This window comes from Sphingopyxis sp. 22461, assembly GCF_052044915.1.
Lineage (GTDB): Bacteria > Pseudomonadota > Alphaproteobacteria > Sphingomonadales > Sphingomonadaceae > Sphingopyxis.
The window spans coordinates 135,428-150,409 of the sequence record NZ_JBQENY010000001.1; the positions used below are offsets into that span (position 1 = coordinate 135,428).

At 64.4% G+C, this 14,982-nt stretch carries 17 protein-coding genes and 1 tRNA gene; 12 read left to right on the forward strand and 6 right to left on the reverse strand.

Going from position 1 to position 14,982, the window contains the following annotated elements:
- The first annotated feature begins 3 nt into the window (after window positions 1-3).
- On the forward strand, window positions 4-1,161 hold the full coding sequence (locus tag ACTJI5_RS00660; RefSeq protein WP_058538218.1) for an AI-2E family transporter: 1,158 nt from the start codon (window positions 4-6) through the stop codon (window positions 1,159-1,161).
- 43 nt (window positions 1,162-1,204) lie between these two features.
- A tRNA-Asp gene (locus ACTJI5_RS00665) sits at window positions 1,205-1,281 on the forward strand.
- Window positions 1,282-1,362: 81 nt separating this feature from the next.
- Here ACTJI5_RS00665 and ACTJI5_RS00670 read toward each other — a convergent pair.
- The 4 genes from ACTJI5_RS00670 to ACTJI5_RS00685 form a co-directional block, all read right to left on the reverse strand.
- Window positions 1,363-1,593, reverse strand: coding sequence for a DUF2842 domain-containing protein (locus ACTJI5_RS00670; RefSeq protein ID WP_082639402.1), 231 nt, complete (start codon window positions 1,591-1,593; stop codon window positions 1,363-1,365).
- A complete protein-coding gene (locus ACTJI5_RS00675) occupies window positions 1,590-2,183 on the reverse strand; it encodes a 5-formyltetrahydrofolate cyclo-ligase (protein ID WP_439512481.1) in 594 nt (197 codons plus the stop codon). Before ACTJI5_RS00675 ends, ACTJI5_RS00670 begins: the two co-directional genes overlap by 4 nt.
- A gap of 218 nt (window positions 2,184-2,401) precedes the next feature.
- Window positions 2,402-2,848, reverse strand: a complete 447-nt coding sequence (locus ACTJI5_RS00680) for a cell division protein ZapA (protein WP_058537982.1) — start codon at window positions 2,846-2,848, stop codon at window positions 2,402-2,404.
- The gene (locus ACTJI5_RS00685; RefSeq protein WP_058537981.1) at window positions 2,841-3,047 is read right to left on the reverse strand and encodes a hypothetical protein; all 207 of its coding nucleotides are present in this window, start codon (window positions 3,045-3,047) and stop codon (window positions 2,841-2,843) included. The genes ACTJI5_RS00680 and ACTJI5_RS00685 overlap by 8 nt, the downstream gene beginning before the upstream one ends.
- Window positions 3,048-3,215: 168 nt before the next feature.
- On the opposite strand from ACTJI5_RS00685, the gene tkt reads away from it, so the two are divergent.
- The 5 genes from tkt (at window position 3,216) to ACTJI5_RS00710 (ending at window position 9,071) form a co-directional block, all read left to right on the forward strand.
- Window positions 3,216-5,183 carry a transketolase gene (gene tkt, locus ACTJI5_RS00690; protein ID WP_440859062.1) on the forward strand — a complete coding sequence of 656 codons (1,968 nt, stop codon included), beginning with the start codon at window positions 3,216-3,218 and terminating at the stop codon, window positions 5,181-5,183.
- 36 nt (window positions 5,184-5,219) lie between these two features.
- Entirely contained in the window at window positions 5,220-6,227 is a 1,008-nt protein-coding gene (gap, locus tag ACTJI5_RS00695) for a type I glyceraldehyde-3-phosphate dehydrogenase (protein ID WP_056374485.1), read from the forward strand.
- A gap of 17 nt (window positions 6,228-6,244) precedes the next feature.
- Window positions 6,245-7,441, forward strand: coding sequence for a phosphoglycerate kinase (locus ACTJI5_RS00700; RefSeq protein ID WP_439512485.1), 1,197 nt, complete (start codon window positions 6,245-6,247; stop codon window positions 7,439-7,441).
- Window positions 7,442-7,541: 100 nt separating this feature from the next.
- Window positions 7,542-8,411 carry a fructose bisphosphate aldolase gene (locus tag ACTJI5_RS00705; protein WP_440859279.1) on the forward strand — a complete coding sequence of 290 codons (870 nt, stop codon included), beginning with the start codon at window positions 7,542-7,544 and terminating at the stop codon, window positions 8,409-8,411.
- A 3-nt stretch (window positions 8,412-8,414) separates the two neighbouring features.
- On the forward strand, window positions 8,415-9,071 hold the full coding sequence (locus tag ACTJI5_RS00710) for an O-methyltransferase (RefSeq protein ID WP_440859063.1): 657 nt from the start codon (window positions 8,415-8,417) through the stop codon (window positions 9,069-9,071).
- Here the strand turns inward: ACTJI5_RS00710 and ACTJI5_RS00715 are convergent.
- Window positions 9,068-9,466, reverse strand: coding sequence for a hypothetical protein (locus ACTJI5_RS00715; RefSeq protein WP_440859064.1), 399 nt, complete (start codon window positions 9,464-9,466; stop codon window positions 9,068-9,070). The two genes, ACTJI5_RS00710 and ACTJI5_RS00715, sit on opposite strands and share 4 nt — an antisense overlap.
- A gap of 35 nt (window positions 9,467-9,501) precedes the next feature.
- Here ACTJI5_RS00715 and thiE point away from each other — a divergent pair, with 35 nt between their 5' ends.
- The 5 genes from thiE to ACTJI5_RS00740 all read left to right on the forward strand — a co-directional run bounded on the left by thiE (window position 9,502) and on the right by ACTJI5_RS00740 (window position 14,186).
- Entirely contained in the window at window positions 9,502-10,140 is a 639-nt protein-coding gene (gene thiE, locus ACTJI5_RS00720; RefSeq protein ID WP_440859065.1) for a thiamine phosphate synthase, read from the forward strand.
- Window positions 10,141-10,420: 280 nt separating this feature from the next.
- Window positions 10,421-12,379 carry an OPT family oligopeptide transporter gene (locus ACTJI5_RS00725; RefSeq protein WP_058537975.1) on the forward strand — a complete coding sequence of 653 codons (1,959 nt, stop codon included), beginning with the start codon at window positions 10,421-10,423 and terminating at the stop codon, window positions 12,377-12,379.
- Between the two features lie 108 nt (window positions 12,380-12,487).
- Window positions 12,488-13,051, forward strand: a complete 564-nt coding sequence (gene efp / locus ACTJI5_RS00730) for an elongation factor P (RefSeq protein WP_056374498.1) — start codon at window positions 12,488-12,490, stop codon at window positions 13,049-13,051.
- Window positions 13,051-13,368 (forward strand): cupin, encoded by a 318-nt coding sequence (locus tag ACTJI5_RS00735; protein ID WP_058537974.1) that lies wholly within the window; start codon window positions 13,051-13,053, stop codon window positions 13,366-13,368. The genes efp and ACTJI5_RS00735 overlap by 1 nt, the downstream gene beginning before the upstream one ends.
- The gene (locus ACTJI5_RS00740) at window positions 13,365-14,186 is read left to right on the forward strand and encodes an inositol monophosphatase family protein (protein WP_037510802.1); all 822 of its coding nucleotides are present in this window, start codon (window positions 13,365-13,367) and stop codon (window positions 14,184-14,186) included. Before ACTJI5_RS00735 ends, ACTJI5_RS00740 begins: the two co-directional genes overlap by 4 nt.
- 99 nt (window positions 14,187-14,285) lie before the next feature.
- On the opposite strand, the gene ACTJI5_RS00745 is transcribed toward ACTJI5_RS00740, so the two are convergent.
- Window positions 14,286-14,768, reverse strand: coding sequence for a YbjN domain-containing protein (locus tag ACTJI5_RS00745; RefSeq protein WP_058537973.1), 483 nt, complete (start codon window positions 14,766-14,768; stop codon window positions 14,286-14,288).
- Between the last annotated feature and the right edge of the window lie 214 nt (window positions 14,769-14,982).

Consider the following 14,982-nt stretch of genomic DNA (forward strand, 5'->3'; position numbering starts at 1 on the left):
CGCATCAATCCGCTGCACCAGATCGAGATCGACGATTTCCGTCGCGACCGCCTTCTCGCGGCGCTGGCACTGCTTTTTGGCGCCAGCTTCTGCCTCATACTGCCCTTCGCGCTGCAGGCGGGCGCCGAATTCTTCCTTCCGCTGACCGCCGCGATCGTCATTGCGATCGCACTTGTCCCTTTGCTCGAATGGCTCGAACGGCGCGGCTTGCCGTCGGCGCTCGCGGCTTTCCTTGCGCTTGCGGCCTTTCTGGCGATTATCAATGCGGCGCTCGCGATCATCGTCGTGCCCGCCACAGGCTGGTTCGCGCGGCTTCCCGATTCGATCCCGCGCATCCAGAGTAATCTCGCGCCGCTGATCGATTTTTATTCGACGCTGCAACGCTTCGTCGATCGCACGCTGATGTCGGTGGCCAGCGGGACCGAGGCAACGGCGCAGGCCGTGGCGGCGACCGCGCCGACATCGGTCGTCGACTATTTCATCTCGTCGGCGCCCGCCGCCGCGATCCAGCTCTTTTTTGCCGTGCTCGTGATCTTCTTCTTCCTGTCGGGCTGGACGCGGCTGCGCAAGGGCACGATCCGGCGGCGCGGCAGCTTCGACGGCGCGATGCAGACCGCGCGGGTGATCCAGAATGTCGTCGATGCGACCGCCGACTATCTGGCGACGATCACGATGATCAACGCGATTCTCGGCCTGACCGTCTCGCTCCTGCTCTGGGCGCTCGGAATGCCGTCGCCCTTCATGTGGGGCGGGATCGTCAGCATCTGCAATTTCGTGCCCTATCTGGGGCCGATCGTTGCTGCGGTGCTGCTCGGGCTCGGCGGACTAATGACCTTCGATGCCGTCGGACTCGCGCTGCTGCCCGCGCTGATCTTCATCGGCGTCCATCTGGTCGAGGCGAATCTGATCACCCCGCTGGTGCTCGGCAAGCGCCTGACGATCAATCCGCTGCTGATTCTCGTGTCGCTCAGTTTCTGGGGGTGGGTGTGGGGGACACCGGGCGCGTTGCTCGCCGTGCCGCTGCTGCTCATCCTGCAAACGGTGCTCGCATCGACCGGCACCCCCGATCTGGCGGGTTTCCTGTTCGAACATGGTACTTTGACGACGACCGACGACGTGCGCGATCGATTAAATCGCACGCATGAGGAAAGCGACGGTTGACAGGTCGGGGCGAGCGCCATATTGGCGCGGCTCCCAAGCACACGCGGGTGTAGCTCAGTTGGTTAGAGTGCCGGCCTGTCACGCCGGAGGTCGCGGGTTCGAGCCCCGTCACTCGCGCCATTCCTTCCATTTTCGGACGGAATGGCCACCGCGTCTTGGGACCATTCCATCACTGGAAATCGGGAAAAATGGCGCGGCGTTTCAGCCGCGCCATTTCCCCAATTCCATCCAGCGCAGCAGCGGCTTCAGCGGCAGGATCCAGACAATCCCTGCCGCAAGATAGAAGACCGCCTGCACCAGCACCGGCCATGTACCGACCCATGGTGACACGCTGACGACAATGCCCGTCCACACCGCGATCAACGCGAGAATCAGGAACATGCCCGCAGGCTTACGCCAGCTCGGCTGGGGGCCGGGGGGTATTTGGCTCACAAACGGTCTCCACAGACGATGAATTCTTGTTCGGTCAGGATCGCGTCGAGCGCGATGTCGGTCGATTCGCGCGGCGTCGCATCGATTTCCTGCACTGACCAGCCGATTCCGATCCGCAACGCATCGGGGTGCGCAGCGAAATAGCGATCATAATGCCCGCCACCCTGACCGATCCGGCCGCCCTGACGGTCGAAACCGACGAGCGGGCAAAATATCAGGTTGGGATTCGCCAAAGGCGAATCATCGGCCGGCTGCTGGGTGCCCCACGGCCCTTTCACCAGGGATTCGCCCGGTCGCCAGCGACGAAAGCCCATCGTGTCGACGCGCGCAGCGTGATGGGGCAGGGCGAGCGCCCCGGCATCGGCGAGGCCCGCAAACATCGGCAGGATATCGGGTTCGTCGCCCCACGCGACATAGGCGCCAACGACGGCGTGATTGGCGAGAAGCTCGGAAAGCGGTGCGGGCAGCGCGCGAAAGGCCGCCAACTGCGCCATGCCGTCGAGGTTGGCGGCGAAATGCTTGCGGCGAAAGCGCAATTTTTCGCGCAATTTCTGTTTTTGCTGGACCAGATCGGCGGACAAGTCGGTCATCGCCTCCTCTGGGACTTGCTGGGTGGTTGGCGGGACCGCCGAGGTCGTTTGCTGGAAAGTCCTCTGACGCCAGTAACGTCAGGTGGGGACCATATACGTCGGACCAGGGTCCGGGCAGGGACAGCCCCCTAGGATGATGTATCGCCTCAGGGATTTTCGCAAAAGCTCGTGCCGGGCAGTACCCGCCATTCCCTATGTAGGGGCGCCGGCACGCTTGCTCAAGGGAGTTGCTCGACTTTCGCAGCTAGTGCCTCGATCCGGTCGGCGATTTGCAGCAGTGCGCGATCATGCGCGGGTTTCGTGGATGGCGCAGCGGCTGGCCCGGCCTGAAGCACAGCCTCCAGCTCCTTGAGCGCGGCCTGTTCGCGCGTCACCGCCGCGCGCAGCTCGTCACGCGCCGTCGCCTCGCGGCTTTCGGCAAGCGCCACCGCGGCGCGAAGCGAATCGGATTGCGGCTCGGACTTTTCGATCTTGCCCTTCGCATCCTGCGCATCGTCGGCGAGCATCAGCGCGGCGAAAAGCAGCTGACGAACCTCGGTCCCGCCCGGCATTTCGCGCGCCTTTTCGTCGACGACGGCGGCAAGCTGAAGAAGCTGCGATTCCTGTCCATCCTCGCAATGGAGGTCGTAGGGGCGTCCCGCGATCGTGAGTTTCACGTCAGCCACGGTCGGCCTCCGCGATCAGCCGATCGAGTTCGCCGATGACAGCGGCAACCTCTGCCTTCAATGCCGACTGGTCGGCGGCGGGGGCTGCGCCGGCCGATTCGGGCCGGTTTGCGCGGTCGGCGAGCGCCTTTTCGATGCGGCTCAATGCGCGTTCGATACGGCCGATGGCCAGGCTGGATTCGTCGAGATCGAGTTCCATGACGAAGGGTTAGCAGCGCCGGGGAGGGCGTGCAATTGCCCTGTCGGTCGAAAATGCGCCGATTTTCCGTCACGGGCGGTTGACTCCTGCCCCCGCCGCCGCAAAGGGCTGTCCGCATCCGATCCAGACGCTACGTCCGGCGTCTACCCAGCCATTTCCGGGGGACCAATGACATTGCCTGAACGCCAGCTCGCCAACGCAATCCGCGCGCTTGCGATGGATGCCGTACAGGCCGCAAACAGCGGCCATCCGGGGATGCCGATGGGCATGGCCGACGTCGCGACGGTCCTTTATTCGGACTATCTGAAGTTCGATCCCGTCGACCCCAAATGGGCCGATCGCGACCGATTCGTTCTGTCGGCGGGGCACGGCTCGATGCTCGTTTATGCGACGCTGCATCTCGCCGGCTATGCGCGGCCGACGATCGGCGACATTCGCAATTTTCGCCAGCTCCACAGCCCGTGCGCAGGCCACCCCGAGAATTTCGAGCTCGAAGGCGTCGAAACGACGACCGGGCCGCTGGGGCAGGGGCTTGCGACCTCGGTCGGCATGGCGATCGCCGAGCGGCATCTCAATGCCATCTATGGCGACGACCTCGTCGACCATCGCACCTGGGTGATCGCGGGCGACGGCTGCCTGATGGAAGGCATCAATCACGAAGCGATCGGGCTCGCCGGACATCTCGGCCTCGGCCGCCTGACCGTATTGTGGGACGACAACAAGATCACCATCGACGGATCGACCGACCTGTCGACCAGCGAAGACATTCCGGCGCGCTATGCGGCGACCGGCTGGCATGTCGAAAGCTGCGACGGCCATGATCCTGCCGACATCCGCCGCGCGATCGACGCCGCGCTCGCCGATCCGCGCCCGTCGCTGATCGCGTGCCGCACGATCATCGGTTTCGGCGCCCCCAACAAGCAGGGCACCTCGGCGACGCACGGCGCCCCGCTCGGTGCCGACGAGATTGCCGCCGCGCGCAAGGAACTGGGTTGGACTGCCGAACCGTTCGTCATTCCCGCCGATATCGCGTCGGCATGGGCGGCGTTTGGCGAGAAGGGCAAGGCACTTCATGCCGAATGGAATGATCGTCTCGCAAGCAACGAGAAGAAAAGCGAATTTAAAGACCGTCTGAGCGGCAAGATCGTTCCAGGCGACGCCTTCAAAGCCTATCTCGACGGTCTCGTCGCCGAACCCCCGAAGGTTGCGACGCGCAAGGCTTCGGAAAACACGCTCGGCGCGCTGACCGCCGATATCGCGGCGCTCGTCGGCGGCAGCGCCGACCTGACCGGTTCGAACAACACCAAAACATCGTCGACCAAGCCGCTGACCAAGGACGATTATTCCGGCCGCTATATCTATTACGGCATCCGCGAATTCGGCATGGCGGCCGCGATGAACGGCATGGCGCTCCATGGCGGCGTTGTGCCCTATGGCGGCACCTTCCTTGTCTTCGCCGACTATTGCCGCGCTGCGATCCGCCTGTCGGCGCTCCAGCAGCAACGCGTCGTCTATGTGATGACGCACGACAGCATCGGGCTCGGCGAAGACGGCCCGACGCACCAGCCGATCGAGCATCTCCAGTCGCTCCGCGCAATGCCGAACCTGCTCGTGCTGCGCCCCGCCGATGCGGTCGAAACCGCCGAATGCTGGGCGCTGGCGCTCGCGCAGGAAAGCCGGCCTTCGTTGCTCGCGCTGACGCGTCAGAATCTCCCGCCGCTGCGTCATGACGTCACCGAAAATCTTTGCCTGAAAGGCGGTTACCGCCTTCGCGATGCCTCGGCAGCGCGCAAGGTCGTGCTCGTCGCGACCGGCTCCGAAGTGTCGCTCGCGATCGAAGTCGCCGACAAGCTCGAGGCCGCGGGTCACGGCGCCGACGTCGTGTCGATGGTCTCGACCGAACTCTTCGACGAACAGAGTGCCTCCTATCAGGCCGATATCCTGCCCGACGATGCGCTGATCGTGTCGATCGAGGCGGGCACGACTTTCGGCTGGGAACGCTACACCGGCCGCCACGGCCTGCGCTTCGGCATCGACAGCTTCGGCGCCTCGGCACCGATTGAAGACCTATTCAAGCATTTCGGCCTTACCGCCGATGCTATCGCCCCCCAGATACTGGCAAAGCTCGGCAACTAAGCACCGGCTTATCCCACGCAGAAAGGATTTTTCGACATGGCAGTAAAGGTTGCAATCAACGGTTTCGGACGCATCGGCCGCAATGTGGCGCGCGCGATTCTGGAGCGTAGCGATCACGATCTCGAGCTGGTGTCGATTAACGATCTGGGCGATGCCAAGGCGAACGCCCGCCTGCTCCGCCATGACTCGGTGCATGGCGCCTTTAACGGCAGCGTCGAAGTCGACGGCAACGACCTGATCATCAACGGCAAGCGCATCCAGGTGACCGCCGAGCGCGATCCCGCCGCGCTGCCGCATGCCGCGAACGGCATCGACATCGTGATGGAATGCACGGGCTTCTTCACCAACAAGGCCGGCGGCCAGAAGCATCTCGACGCCGGCGCCAAGCGCGTGCTGATCTCGGCCCCCGCCAAGGAAGTCGACCTGACCGTCGTCTATGGCGTCAACGACGACAAGATCACCGCCGATCACCTCATCATCTCGAACGCGTCGTGCACCACCAACTGCCTCGCGCCCTTTGCCAAGGTGCTGCACGAGGCGATCGGTATCGAGCGCGGCCTGATGACCACGATCCATGCTTACACCAACGACCAGAAGATTCTCGACCAGATCCACGACGACCCGCGCCGTGCCCGCGCCGCCGCGATGTCGATGATCCCGACCTCGACCGGCGCGGCGGTTGCCGTCGGTCTGGTTCTGCCTGAGCTGAAGGGCAAGCTCGACGGTTCGTCGATCCGCGTTCCGACGCCGAATGTCTCGGTGGTCGACCTCACCTTCACGCCGCTTCGCGACACCACCAAGGAAGAAGTCAACGCGGTGCTCAAGGCTGCGGCCGAAGGCCCGCTGAAGGGCGTGCTCGGCTATACCGAGGAGCCGCTGGTTTCGATCGACTTCAACCATAATGCGGCGAGCTCGACGATCGACAGCCTCGAAACCTCGGTGATCGACGGTAAGCTGGTGCGCGTGCTCAGCTGGTACGACAATGAATGGGGCTTCTCGAACCGCATGATCGACACCGCGGGCGTGATCGCCAAGTTCCTCTGATCCAAAAGGAAACGTCGATGACCGCGTTCAAGACCCTCGACGATATCGGTGACGTCACCGGCAAGCGCGTGCTCGTGCGCGTCGACCTCAACGTCCCGTTGTTCGAAGGCGCGGTCAGCGACGCGACGCGGATTCAGGCAGCGATGCCGACGATCCGTGAACTATCGGACAAGGGCGCGATCGTCCTGCTTCTCGCGCATTTCGGGCGGCCGAAGGGCGCGAAGAACCCGACCCAGTCGCTGTCGCTCGTGATGGGCGGCGTCGAAGACGTCCTCGGCCATTCGGTGATGTTCATCCCCGAAGCCGTGGGCGAGGGTGCGAAAGCCGGAATCGCAGTGCTCGCCGCGGGCGATGTCGCGGTGCTCGAAAACACGCGCTTCTATCCCGGCGAGGAAAAGAACGACCCGGCCTTTGCCGACGCGCTCGCCGAGGTTGGCGATTTCTACGTCAACGACGCCTTTTCGGCGGCGCACCGCGCGCATGGATCGACCGAAGGTATCGCGCGCCGCCTGCCTGCCTATGCGGGGCGCGCGATGGAGGCCGAACTCAAGGCGCTCGATGCCGCCCTCGGCAATCCCGAGCATCCGGTCGCCGCGGTCGTCGGCGGCGCGAAGGTGTCGTCGAAGATCGACGTGCTGCGCAACCTCGTCAGCAAGGTCGATCATCTGATCATCGGTGGCGGTATGGCGAACACCTTCCTCGCCGCACGCGGGGTCGATGTCGGCAAATCGCTGTGCGAGCATGATCTCGTCGATACCGCCAATGCGATCTTCGACGCGGCCGACGCCGCGGGTTGCACGATCCATCTGCCCTATGACGTCGTGGTGTCGAAGGAGTTCGCCCCGAACCCGCCGACGCGCACCGTCAACGTGCACGAAGTCGCCGCCGACGAGATGATCCTCGACGTCGGCCCCGCAGCGGTCGAAGCGCTCGCCGATGTGCTGAAGAATTGCCGCACGCTCGTCTGGAACGGCCCGCTCGGCGCGTTCGAGACCCCGCCGTTCGACACCGCGACCGTCGCGCTCGCCAAGACAGCTGCGGCGCTGACCCGCGAGGGCTCGCTGATCTCGGTCGCGGGCGGGGGCGATACCGTCGCCGCGCTCAACCATGCCGGCGTGGCCAAGGATTTCACCTTTGTTTCGACCGCCGGCGGCGCCTTCCTCGAATGGATGGAAGGCAAGCCGTTGCCGGGCGTCGACGCACTGAAGGCATAGACTTCCCCGTCGCATTGCATCGCGCCCAAGGGGTCGCTATGCGCAGCGCCACATACGTATGCAAACAACCGGAGATCCTATGACCACCGCCAATGCCGCCATGCTCGACCAGATCAAATCGGGGCAGGGCTTCATCGCCGCACTCGACCAGAGCGGCGGTTCGACGCCAAAGGCATTGAAGGGCTATGGCATCGAAGCCGACGCCTTCTCGAACGACGAGGAAATGTTCGGCCTGATCCACGACATGCGCAGCCGCATCGTTACCGCGCCCTGCTTCAATGGCGAGAAGGTGATCGGCGCGATCCTGTTCGAGCGTACGATGGACGGCGAAGCCGGCGGCAAGCCGGTTCCGGCGCTGCTCTGGGAGCGCGGCGTCGTTCCGTTTCTGAAGGTCGATAAGGGGCTCGAAGACGAAGCCGACGGCGTTCAATTGATGAAGGCCAATCCGGGTCTCGATGCGCTGTGCGAGCGCGCGGTCGCCAAGGGCGTATTCGGCACCAAGATGCGCAGCGTCGTCAACCTCGCCAACCCGGTCGGGATCAAGGCGATCGTCGAACAGCAGTTCGCCGAAGCCGCGCGCATCGCCGCGCACGGCCTCGTCCCGATCATCGAACCCGAAGTGAACATCAAGAGCGCCGAGCGCGATGCGGCGGACCGCCTCTTGCTCAAGGAAACCCTCGCGGCGCTCGACGCCTGGACCGGCGCGCCGGTGATGCTGAAGCTGTCGCTGCCGACCGAGGCCGGCCTGTTCCAGCCGCTGGCCGATCATCCGAAGGTGCTGCGCGTCGTCGCGCTGTCGGGCGGTTTTGCCCGCCCCGAAGCGTGCGTCGAACTGGCGAAGAACCCGGGCATCATCGCGAGCTTCAGCCGCGCTTTGCTCGAGGATCTGCGTCACCAGATGAGCGACGACGAGTTCAACGCGTCGCTCGGCGGCGCGATCAAGGAAATTCACGCGGCCTCCGTGGCCTAGGTGATGGGAGAGCGGTGGCAAGCCGTCGACAATTATATCGCCGCCAAATTGCTTGGCGCCGATGACGCGCTTGCCACCACCCTCGCCAACAATGCTGAACAAGGGCTGCCGCCGATCGACGTGTCGGCGGCGCAGGGCAAGATGCTCTTCCTGCTCGCGCAGATGGCGGGCGCGAAGCGGATACTCGAAATCGGGACGCTCGGCGGTTACTCGACGATCTGGCTAGCCCGCGCGCTGCCCGATGGCGGCGAGCTGGTGACGCTGGAACTCGAAGACCATCACGCGAAGGTCGCTCACCAGAATCTGGAACGCGCCGGGGTATCGGACAAGGTCGATATCCGCGTCGGCCCCGCGGCTGGGAGCCTTGCGGCGATGACCGGCGAAGAACCGTTCGATTTCGTCTTCATCGATGCCGATAAGCAGAGCAACGCGCTTTATGTCGCCGAAGCGATCCGGCTCGGGCGCTCCGGCGCCATGATCATCGTCGATAATGTCGTCCGCGAAGGCGGGGTGCTGGAGGCGGACAGCGACGACGAGCGGATCATCGGCACCCGCGCGCTGTTTGACATGCTCGCCGCCGACCCCCGCCTCGATGCGACCGCGATCCAGACCGTCGGCGCGAAAAAATGGGACGGATTCGTACTGGCGCGGGTGCTTTAGAGCCCGCCCGCGAAGCGGAACGAGAAGCGATAGTCCGCCGGCTTGATCGCCCTGTCGGTGCGCTTTTCGGGGCGTACCGATTCGAGCGTGAACTTTCCGTCGGCAAGCTGGACCGGCTCGCCCAGCGTCGCCTCGAATGGCTGTTTCTCGCCATTGCCGCGGATCCAGACCATCTTCACCCGCACGCGTCCCGCCCACACGCAGCGCGCGTTCATCGGGCAGCGGCTGTCTTCCAGCACCTCGACGGGCTGGACGATCGGACCATCGACATAGGCTTTCTGGCCGAGCGCGACGTCGCTGCCGTCGGGCAGCGGCGCGGCGCGCGTCGTGGCGCAGGCGGACATGGCAAGCGCGGCGGGGAGGGCGAGGATCGCGAGGCGGTGGAAGTTCTGCATTTGCCCGTCTGTGACCTCGCCGCTATGAACGCGCCATGAAAGCACCAACCTGCCAACTTTACCTGATTTCGCCGCTCGATGTCGGCGGCGATTTTCCCGATCGGCTCGCCGAAGCACTCGGCGCCGGCCCGGTCGCCGCGTTCCAGTTTCGCGTCAAGGACATCGACCAGCACGAGGCCGCGCGGCTCGCCGAGCCGCTGCAGGCGATCTGCGTCGCGCACGACGTGGCGTTCATCGTCAATGACGATGTCGCGCTAGCGAAGCGGCTGGGTGCCGATGGCGTGCATCTGGGGCAGGACGACGGCGACCCGCGCGATGCGCGCCAGCTCCTCGGCCCACAGGCCCAGATCGGCGTGACCTGTCATGCAAGCCGCCATATGGCGATGGAAGCGGGTGAGGCGGGGGCGGATTATGTCGCTTTCGGCGCCTTTTTCCCGACGACGACCAAGGCGGTCGAGCATCATGCGGAGCCCGAAATTCTCGAGTGGTGGCAGGGCATGTTCGAACTGCCCTGCGTCGCGATCGGCGGAATCACTGTCGACAATGCGCCGGCGCTGATCGACGCGGGCGCTGACTTTCTTGCCGTATCGGGTGGCATTTGGGCGTACCCTGAGGGCCCTGCGGCAGCTGTGCGCGCGTTCAGCGTGCTCCTCGAAGATCAGTCCGCCGGGTAATCGCGTCCGGGCGTCTTCGGACGATCTTTGGACGCACGCGGCGGCGCATCCTTGCGCCAGCCAAAAAGGCCGGCGCAAGGTGCCCCGCGCGACGAAGTTGCTGCGTTGCCGCGAGGGGGCGGAGGGGTAGGGTCCGAAAGATCGATACTCATCATGGCGGCCGATATGGCATTGATGTCGCGCGCCCTATTGGATCGATGCGTCAAATCGACTTCGGTTCGTCGTCTTTTGACTTGCGCTGGGCCCGGCGTGTCGCAACACAGCGGGCGGGGAGATATTTATGACCGAAATTAGCACAGCACCCGCGCGCGGCCGCGAACTCACGATCCGCGCAATCCTGCTCGGCGGGCTGCTCACGCTGATGTTCACCGCAGCGAATGTCTATCTGGGGCTGAAGGTCGGGCTGACCTTTGCGACCTCGATTCCCGCGGCGGTGATTTCGATGGCGTTGCTGCGTTATATGGCCGGGTCGACGATCCTTGAGAATAATATCGTCCAGACGATCGCGAGCGCCGCGGGCACGCTGGCCGCGATCATCTTCGTGCTCCCGGGCCTGGTCATGGTCGGTTACTGGCAGGGTTTCCCGCTGCTGGAGACCACCGCGATCACGATGCTCGGCGGCATATTGGGCGTGCTGTTTTCGGTGCCGCTGCGCCGCGCGCTCGTTGTCGATTCGGACCTTCCCTATCCCGAAGGGCGCGCCGCCGCCGAGGTGCTGCAGGTCGGCGCCGCGAGCGCCGAGGGCGCCGAGGAAAATCGCGCCGGATTGTCGGCCTTGCTGTGGAACAGCATCGTCGCCGCGGTCTTTACCCTGATGACCCAGATGAAACTCGCGGGCGCAGAGGTCGCGCGCTGGTTCGCGGTCGGCACCGGCGCGACGGGCATCGCAGGCGGGCTCGCCTTTGCGCTGTTCGGCGTCGGCCACCTCGTCGGCCTTTCGGTCGGCATGGCGCAGCTCGTCGGGATGGTCACCGGCTGGTGGGTGCTGCTGCCGATCCTGACGCAGGGCGGAGCGGGCGATGCCGAAACGCTGGCGAACACGGTGTTCCGCGCCGACGTGCGCTTCTTTGGCGCCGGCGTCATCGCGGTCGCCGCGATCTGGACGCTGATCAAGATCGCGGGGCCGGTGCTCGGCGGCATTCGCTCGGCGATGGCGGCGAGCCGCGCGCGCGAAGGCGGGCAGGCGCTCGCGATCGAAGAACAGGATATGTCTATCAAATGGGTGTTCGGCGGCTCGCTGGCGCTGATGCTGCCGATCGGCTGGCTGCTCTGGACGGTGCTCGCGGGCGGGCCGCTTGCGGGATCGTCGATGATCCTAATTGCCGGCGCGATCCTGTTCATCATCATCGTCGGGCTGATGATCGCGTCGGTCACCGGCTATATGGCGGGCCTGATCGGCGCGTCGAACTCGCCGGTGTCGGGGATCGGCATCCTTGCGATCATCGCATCGTCGCTGCTGCTGCTCGGCCTGCTTGGCCGCGGGGGTGGTGAGGAAGAAATCGCCGCGATGGTCGCCTATGCGCTGATCGTCACCGGCCTTGTCTTCGGCATCGCGACGATCTCGAACGACAACCTCCAGGATCTCAAGACCGGCCAGCTCGTGGGCGCGACGCCGTGGAAACAGCAGGTCGCGCTGATCATCGGCGTGATCTTCGGTTCGCTCGTTGTCCCGCCGGTACTCAATGTGCTCAACGAGACCGTCGGCTTCGTCGGTGTTCCGGGTGCGGGGCCTGAGGCCTTGGCAGCACCGCAGGCGGGGCTGATCTCGTCGCTCGCAAAGGGCGTGCTCGGCGGCGATCTTAACTGGACGATGCTTGGCTATGGCGTGCTCGCAGGGATCGGCTTCATCATCGTCGACGCGCTGCTCGGCCGCGCGGGCAAGCTGCGGCTCCCGCCGCTCGCGATCGGCATCGGTATCTACCTGCCGATGGCGGTCATCCTGCCCGTCGTGATCGGTGCGGTCGGTGGCTGGTTCTATGACCGCTGGGCGGCGAAACGCCCGAACGCCAGCTTTGCGCATCGCATGGGCGTTTTGACCGCGACGGGCATGATCGTCGGCGAGAGTCTTCTGGGCGTGTTCTACGCCGGCACCGTCTATGTGACCGACAATGACGCGCCGCTTGCGGTGACCGGCGACGGCTATGCGCCCTATGCGCCGTGGATCGGGCTGATCCTCTTTGTCGTGCTCGTCTGGGCCAGCTATCGGCGCACGCGCCGGCTGGTCGTCGCCACGCCCTGACGCTGCGGCTTGCCCTTCGGCGCTGGCGCGGCTAAAGGCGCGCACCTGATAGCTGTGCCCGGCGGGCGCTGCTTTGCTCTTTCCATCCTTGTCTAGTGAGTGTGCGCGATGAAAATCACCGGCGTTGAAATCCGTCCCGGCAATATTATCGAATATGAAAAGGGGATCTGGAAGGTCACCAAGATCCAGCACACCCAGCCGGGCAAGGGCGGCGCCTATATGCAGGTCGAAGCCAAGAATTTGATCGACGGGCGTAAGCTCAACAACCGCTTCCGCAGCGCCGACACGGTCGAAAAGGTCCGCCTCGACACCAAGGATTTCCAGTTCCTCTATGCCGAGGGCGACGACCTGGTGTTCATGGACAAGGACACGTTCGAACAGATCAACATCTCGAAGGATGTCGTCGGCGAAGCGCATGAATTCCTGCAGGACGGCATGGACGTCGTTCTCGAACTTTGGGAAGAGCGCCCGATCTCGGTCGAACTGCCCGAAACGATCGAAGCGACGATCGTCGAGGCTGACGCGGTGGTGAAGGGCCAGACCGCCTCGTCGTCGTACAAGCCTGCGATCCTCGACAATGGCGTGCGCGTGATGGTGCCGCCGCACATCACCAGCGGAACCAAGATCGTCGTGCATGTGTACGACCGCGAATATGTCCGCCGCGCCGACTGATGGCTAAGATCGTCACCGACGCGCGGAGCTTTCGGGCCGACCGCGCGTGGGGGGCGCGCGATCTCGTCGAGATCGAAGGCGCCAGCGTCCGTCTGCATTGGACGGACCAGCCTTATAAATGGCATGTCAACGACGGCGCCGAACTGTTTTGCGTCATCGCCGGGACCGTCGACATGCATTATCGAGAGGCGGGCGAGGAGCATGTTGCGCGCCTCGCCGCCGGCGACATGTTTGTAGCCGATGTCGGCGACGAACATGTGGCGCATCCGGTGGGCGAGGCCCGCATTTTGGTCGTAGAACGTAAGGGATCCGTATAGTGGCCGTATCGGGCATCATCACCGTCATGGAACGCGCCGCGCGCAAGGCCGGCACGAAGCTGCGCCGCGACTTCGGCGAAATCGAGCACCTGCAGGTCTCGCAGAAGGGGCCGGCCGATTTCGTGTCGAAAGCCGACCAGGCCGCCGAGCGCACGCTGTACGACGAACTCGGCCGCGATCGTCCGGGCTGGGGCTTTGTGCTCGAAGAAGGCGGAATCATCGAAGGCGAACCCGGCAAGCCCCGCTTCATCATCGATCCGCTCGATGGCACGTCGAACTTCCTCCACGCGATCCCGCATTTCGCGATCTCGATCGCGGTGCAGGAACCGAAGCCGGGCGGCGGCTGGGGCGACGTCACCGCGGCGCTGGTCTATCAGCCCGTCACCGACGAAAGCTATTGGGCCGAACGCGGCCGCGGCGCCTGGCTGCACGATCGCCGCCTGCGCGTCGCATCGCGCCGCCACCTCAACGAGTGCCTGATCTCGACCGGCATTCCGTACATGGGCCATGGCAATATGGCGCAGTGGAGCCGCATTTTCGGTGCGGTCGCGCCCGAAGTCGCCGGCATCCGCCGCTTCGGTGCCGCCAGCCTCGACCTCGCATGGGTCGCGGCTGGGCGTTACGACGGTTTCTGGGAAAGCGACCTCAAGGTCTGGGACGTTGCAGCGGGCATGTTGCTCGTGCGCGAGGCTGGCGGCTTCGTGAGCGATTTCCGCGGCGGCGACCGCGCGATCGAGCGCAGCGAATTCATCGCCGGCAGCGCCGCGGTGCATTCAAAGCTGCAGAAGCTGGTGGCGGGCGCACTCCGCAACGCCTGACCTTCTTTTCGTAACCCCGGACTTGATCCGGCATCCCGCTCGGCGACGCTGAAAAGCGGGACCCCGGATCAAGTCCGGGGTGACGAATGATTGGTTAGGTCACTTCTCGAAAACATATTCGCGGAAGCTGTCCATCAGCGATGCCCAGGTGTTGAAGGTCTCGCCGACATTCTCGCGCGGGATGCCTGCGAAATCGAGGTCGACGTCCATTTCGAGCACCGGATCGCCCTCGTCATCCTTATAGGCGCGGGCGAAGCGCTTGTCCTTGTTCCACTTGTTGAGCTTGTCGAGCGAGACGTCCTTCGCGTCGCTGAAGCCCATATAATATTGCAGCGTCTTGCACTTCTTGCTTTCTTCGCAGTTCATGAAGAGAACGAGGAATTTCAGGCCGTTGCGATTGCTTTCGAGATAGGGATCGTCGCCGGGCTTGCTGATCAGCGTCGCGGGCCAGCCCTGCGACTCGAGGATCGCCTTGATCGTTGCGGGATTCGACGCGTTGATCAGCTCGGCCTTGGCCGGAGTCGCCGCAAAAAGTGCAGCGACGCCCAGGGCGAGCGCGGCGCGAGTGGTAGTTGGTCCCATGGAAGCTCCCTTTATCCAAGTTGCGCTCTGAAAGCGCGGTACTCCGACCCTTTTCGGGTGGGGTATCACAGCGATAGGGGCTGTCACCAGCGGCCTTTGTGCTTTTGGTCACACGCGATACGAAATTCCTGCCCGCAGCGCTTGCGACACGCGGCTTCGTGGCCTAAAGCGCCCCCGATAAACGGGTGCCAGACACCCCAAAATATGAACAACA

Coding starts and splice junctions, on each gene's coding strand:
- ACTJI5_RS00675 (WP_439512481.1), bottom strand. CDS start 2,183: ATGACCGACTTGTCCGCCGATCTGGTCCAGCAAAAACAGAAATTGCGC.
- ACTJI5_RS00685 (WP_058537981.1), bottom strand. CDS start 3,047: ATGGAACTCGATCTCGACGAATCCAGCCTGGCCATCGGCCGTATCGAA.
- tkt (WP_440859062.1), top strand. CDS start 3,216: ATGACATTGCCTGAACGCCAGCTCGCCAACGCAATCCGCGCGCTTGCG.
- gap (WP_056374485.1), top strand. CDS start 5,220: ATGGCAGTAAAGGTTGCAATCAACGGTTTCGGACGCATCGGCCGCAAT.
- ACTJI5_RS00700 (WP_439512485.1), top strand. CDS start 6,245: ATGACCGCGTTCAAGACCCTCGACGATATCGGTGACGTCACCGGCAAG.
- ACTJI5_RS00705 (WP_440859279.1), top strand. CDS start 7,542: ATGCTCGACCAGATCAAATCGGGGCAGGGCTTCATCGCCGCACTCGAC.
- ACTJI5_RS00710 (WP_440859063.1), top strand. CDS start 8,415: ATGGGAGAGCGGTGGCAAGCCGTCGACAATTATATCGCCGCCAAATTG.
- ACTJI5_RS00715 (WP_440859064.1), bottom strand. CDS start 9,466: ATGCAGAACTTCCACCGCCTCGCGATCCTCGCCCTCCCCGCCGCGCTT.
- thiE (WP_440859065.1), top strand. CDS start 9,502: ATGAAAGCACCAACCTGCCAACTTTACCTGATTTCGCCGCTCGATGTC.
- ACTJI5_RS00725 (WP_058537975.1), top strand. CDS start 10,421: ATGACCGAAATTAGCACAGCACCCGCGCGCGGCCGCGAACTCACGATC.
- efp (WP_056374498.1), top strand. CDS start 12,488: ATGAAAATCACCGGCGTTGAAATCCGTCCCGGCAATATTATCGAATAT.
- ACTJI5_RS00735 (WP_058537974.1), top strand. CDS start 13,051: ATGGCTAAGATCGTCACCGACGCGCGGAGCTTTCGGGCCGACCGCGCG.
- ACTJI5_RS00745 (WP_058537973.1), bottom strand. CDS start 14,768: ATGGGACCAACTACCACTCGCGCCGCGCTCGCCCTGGGCGTCGCTGCA.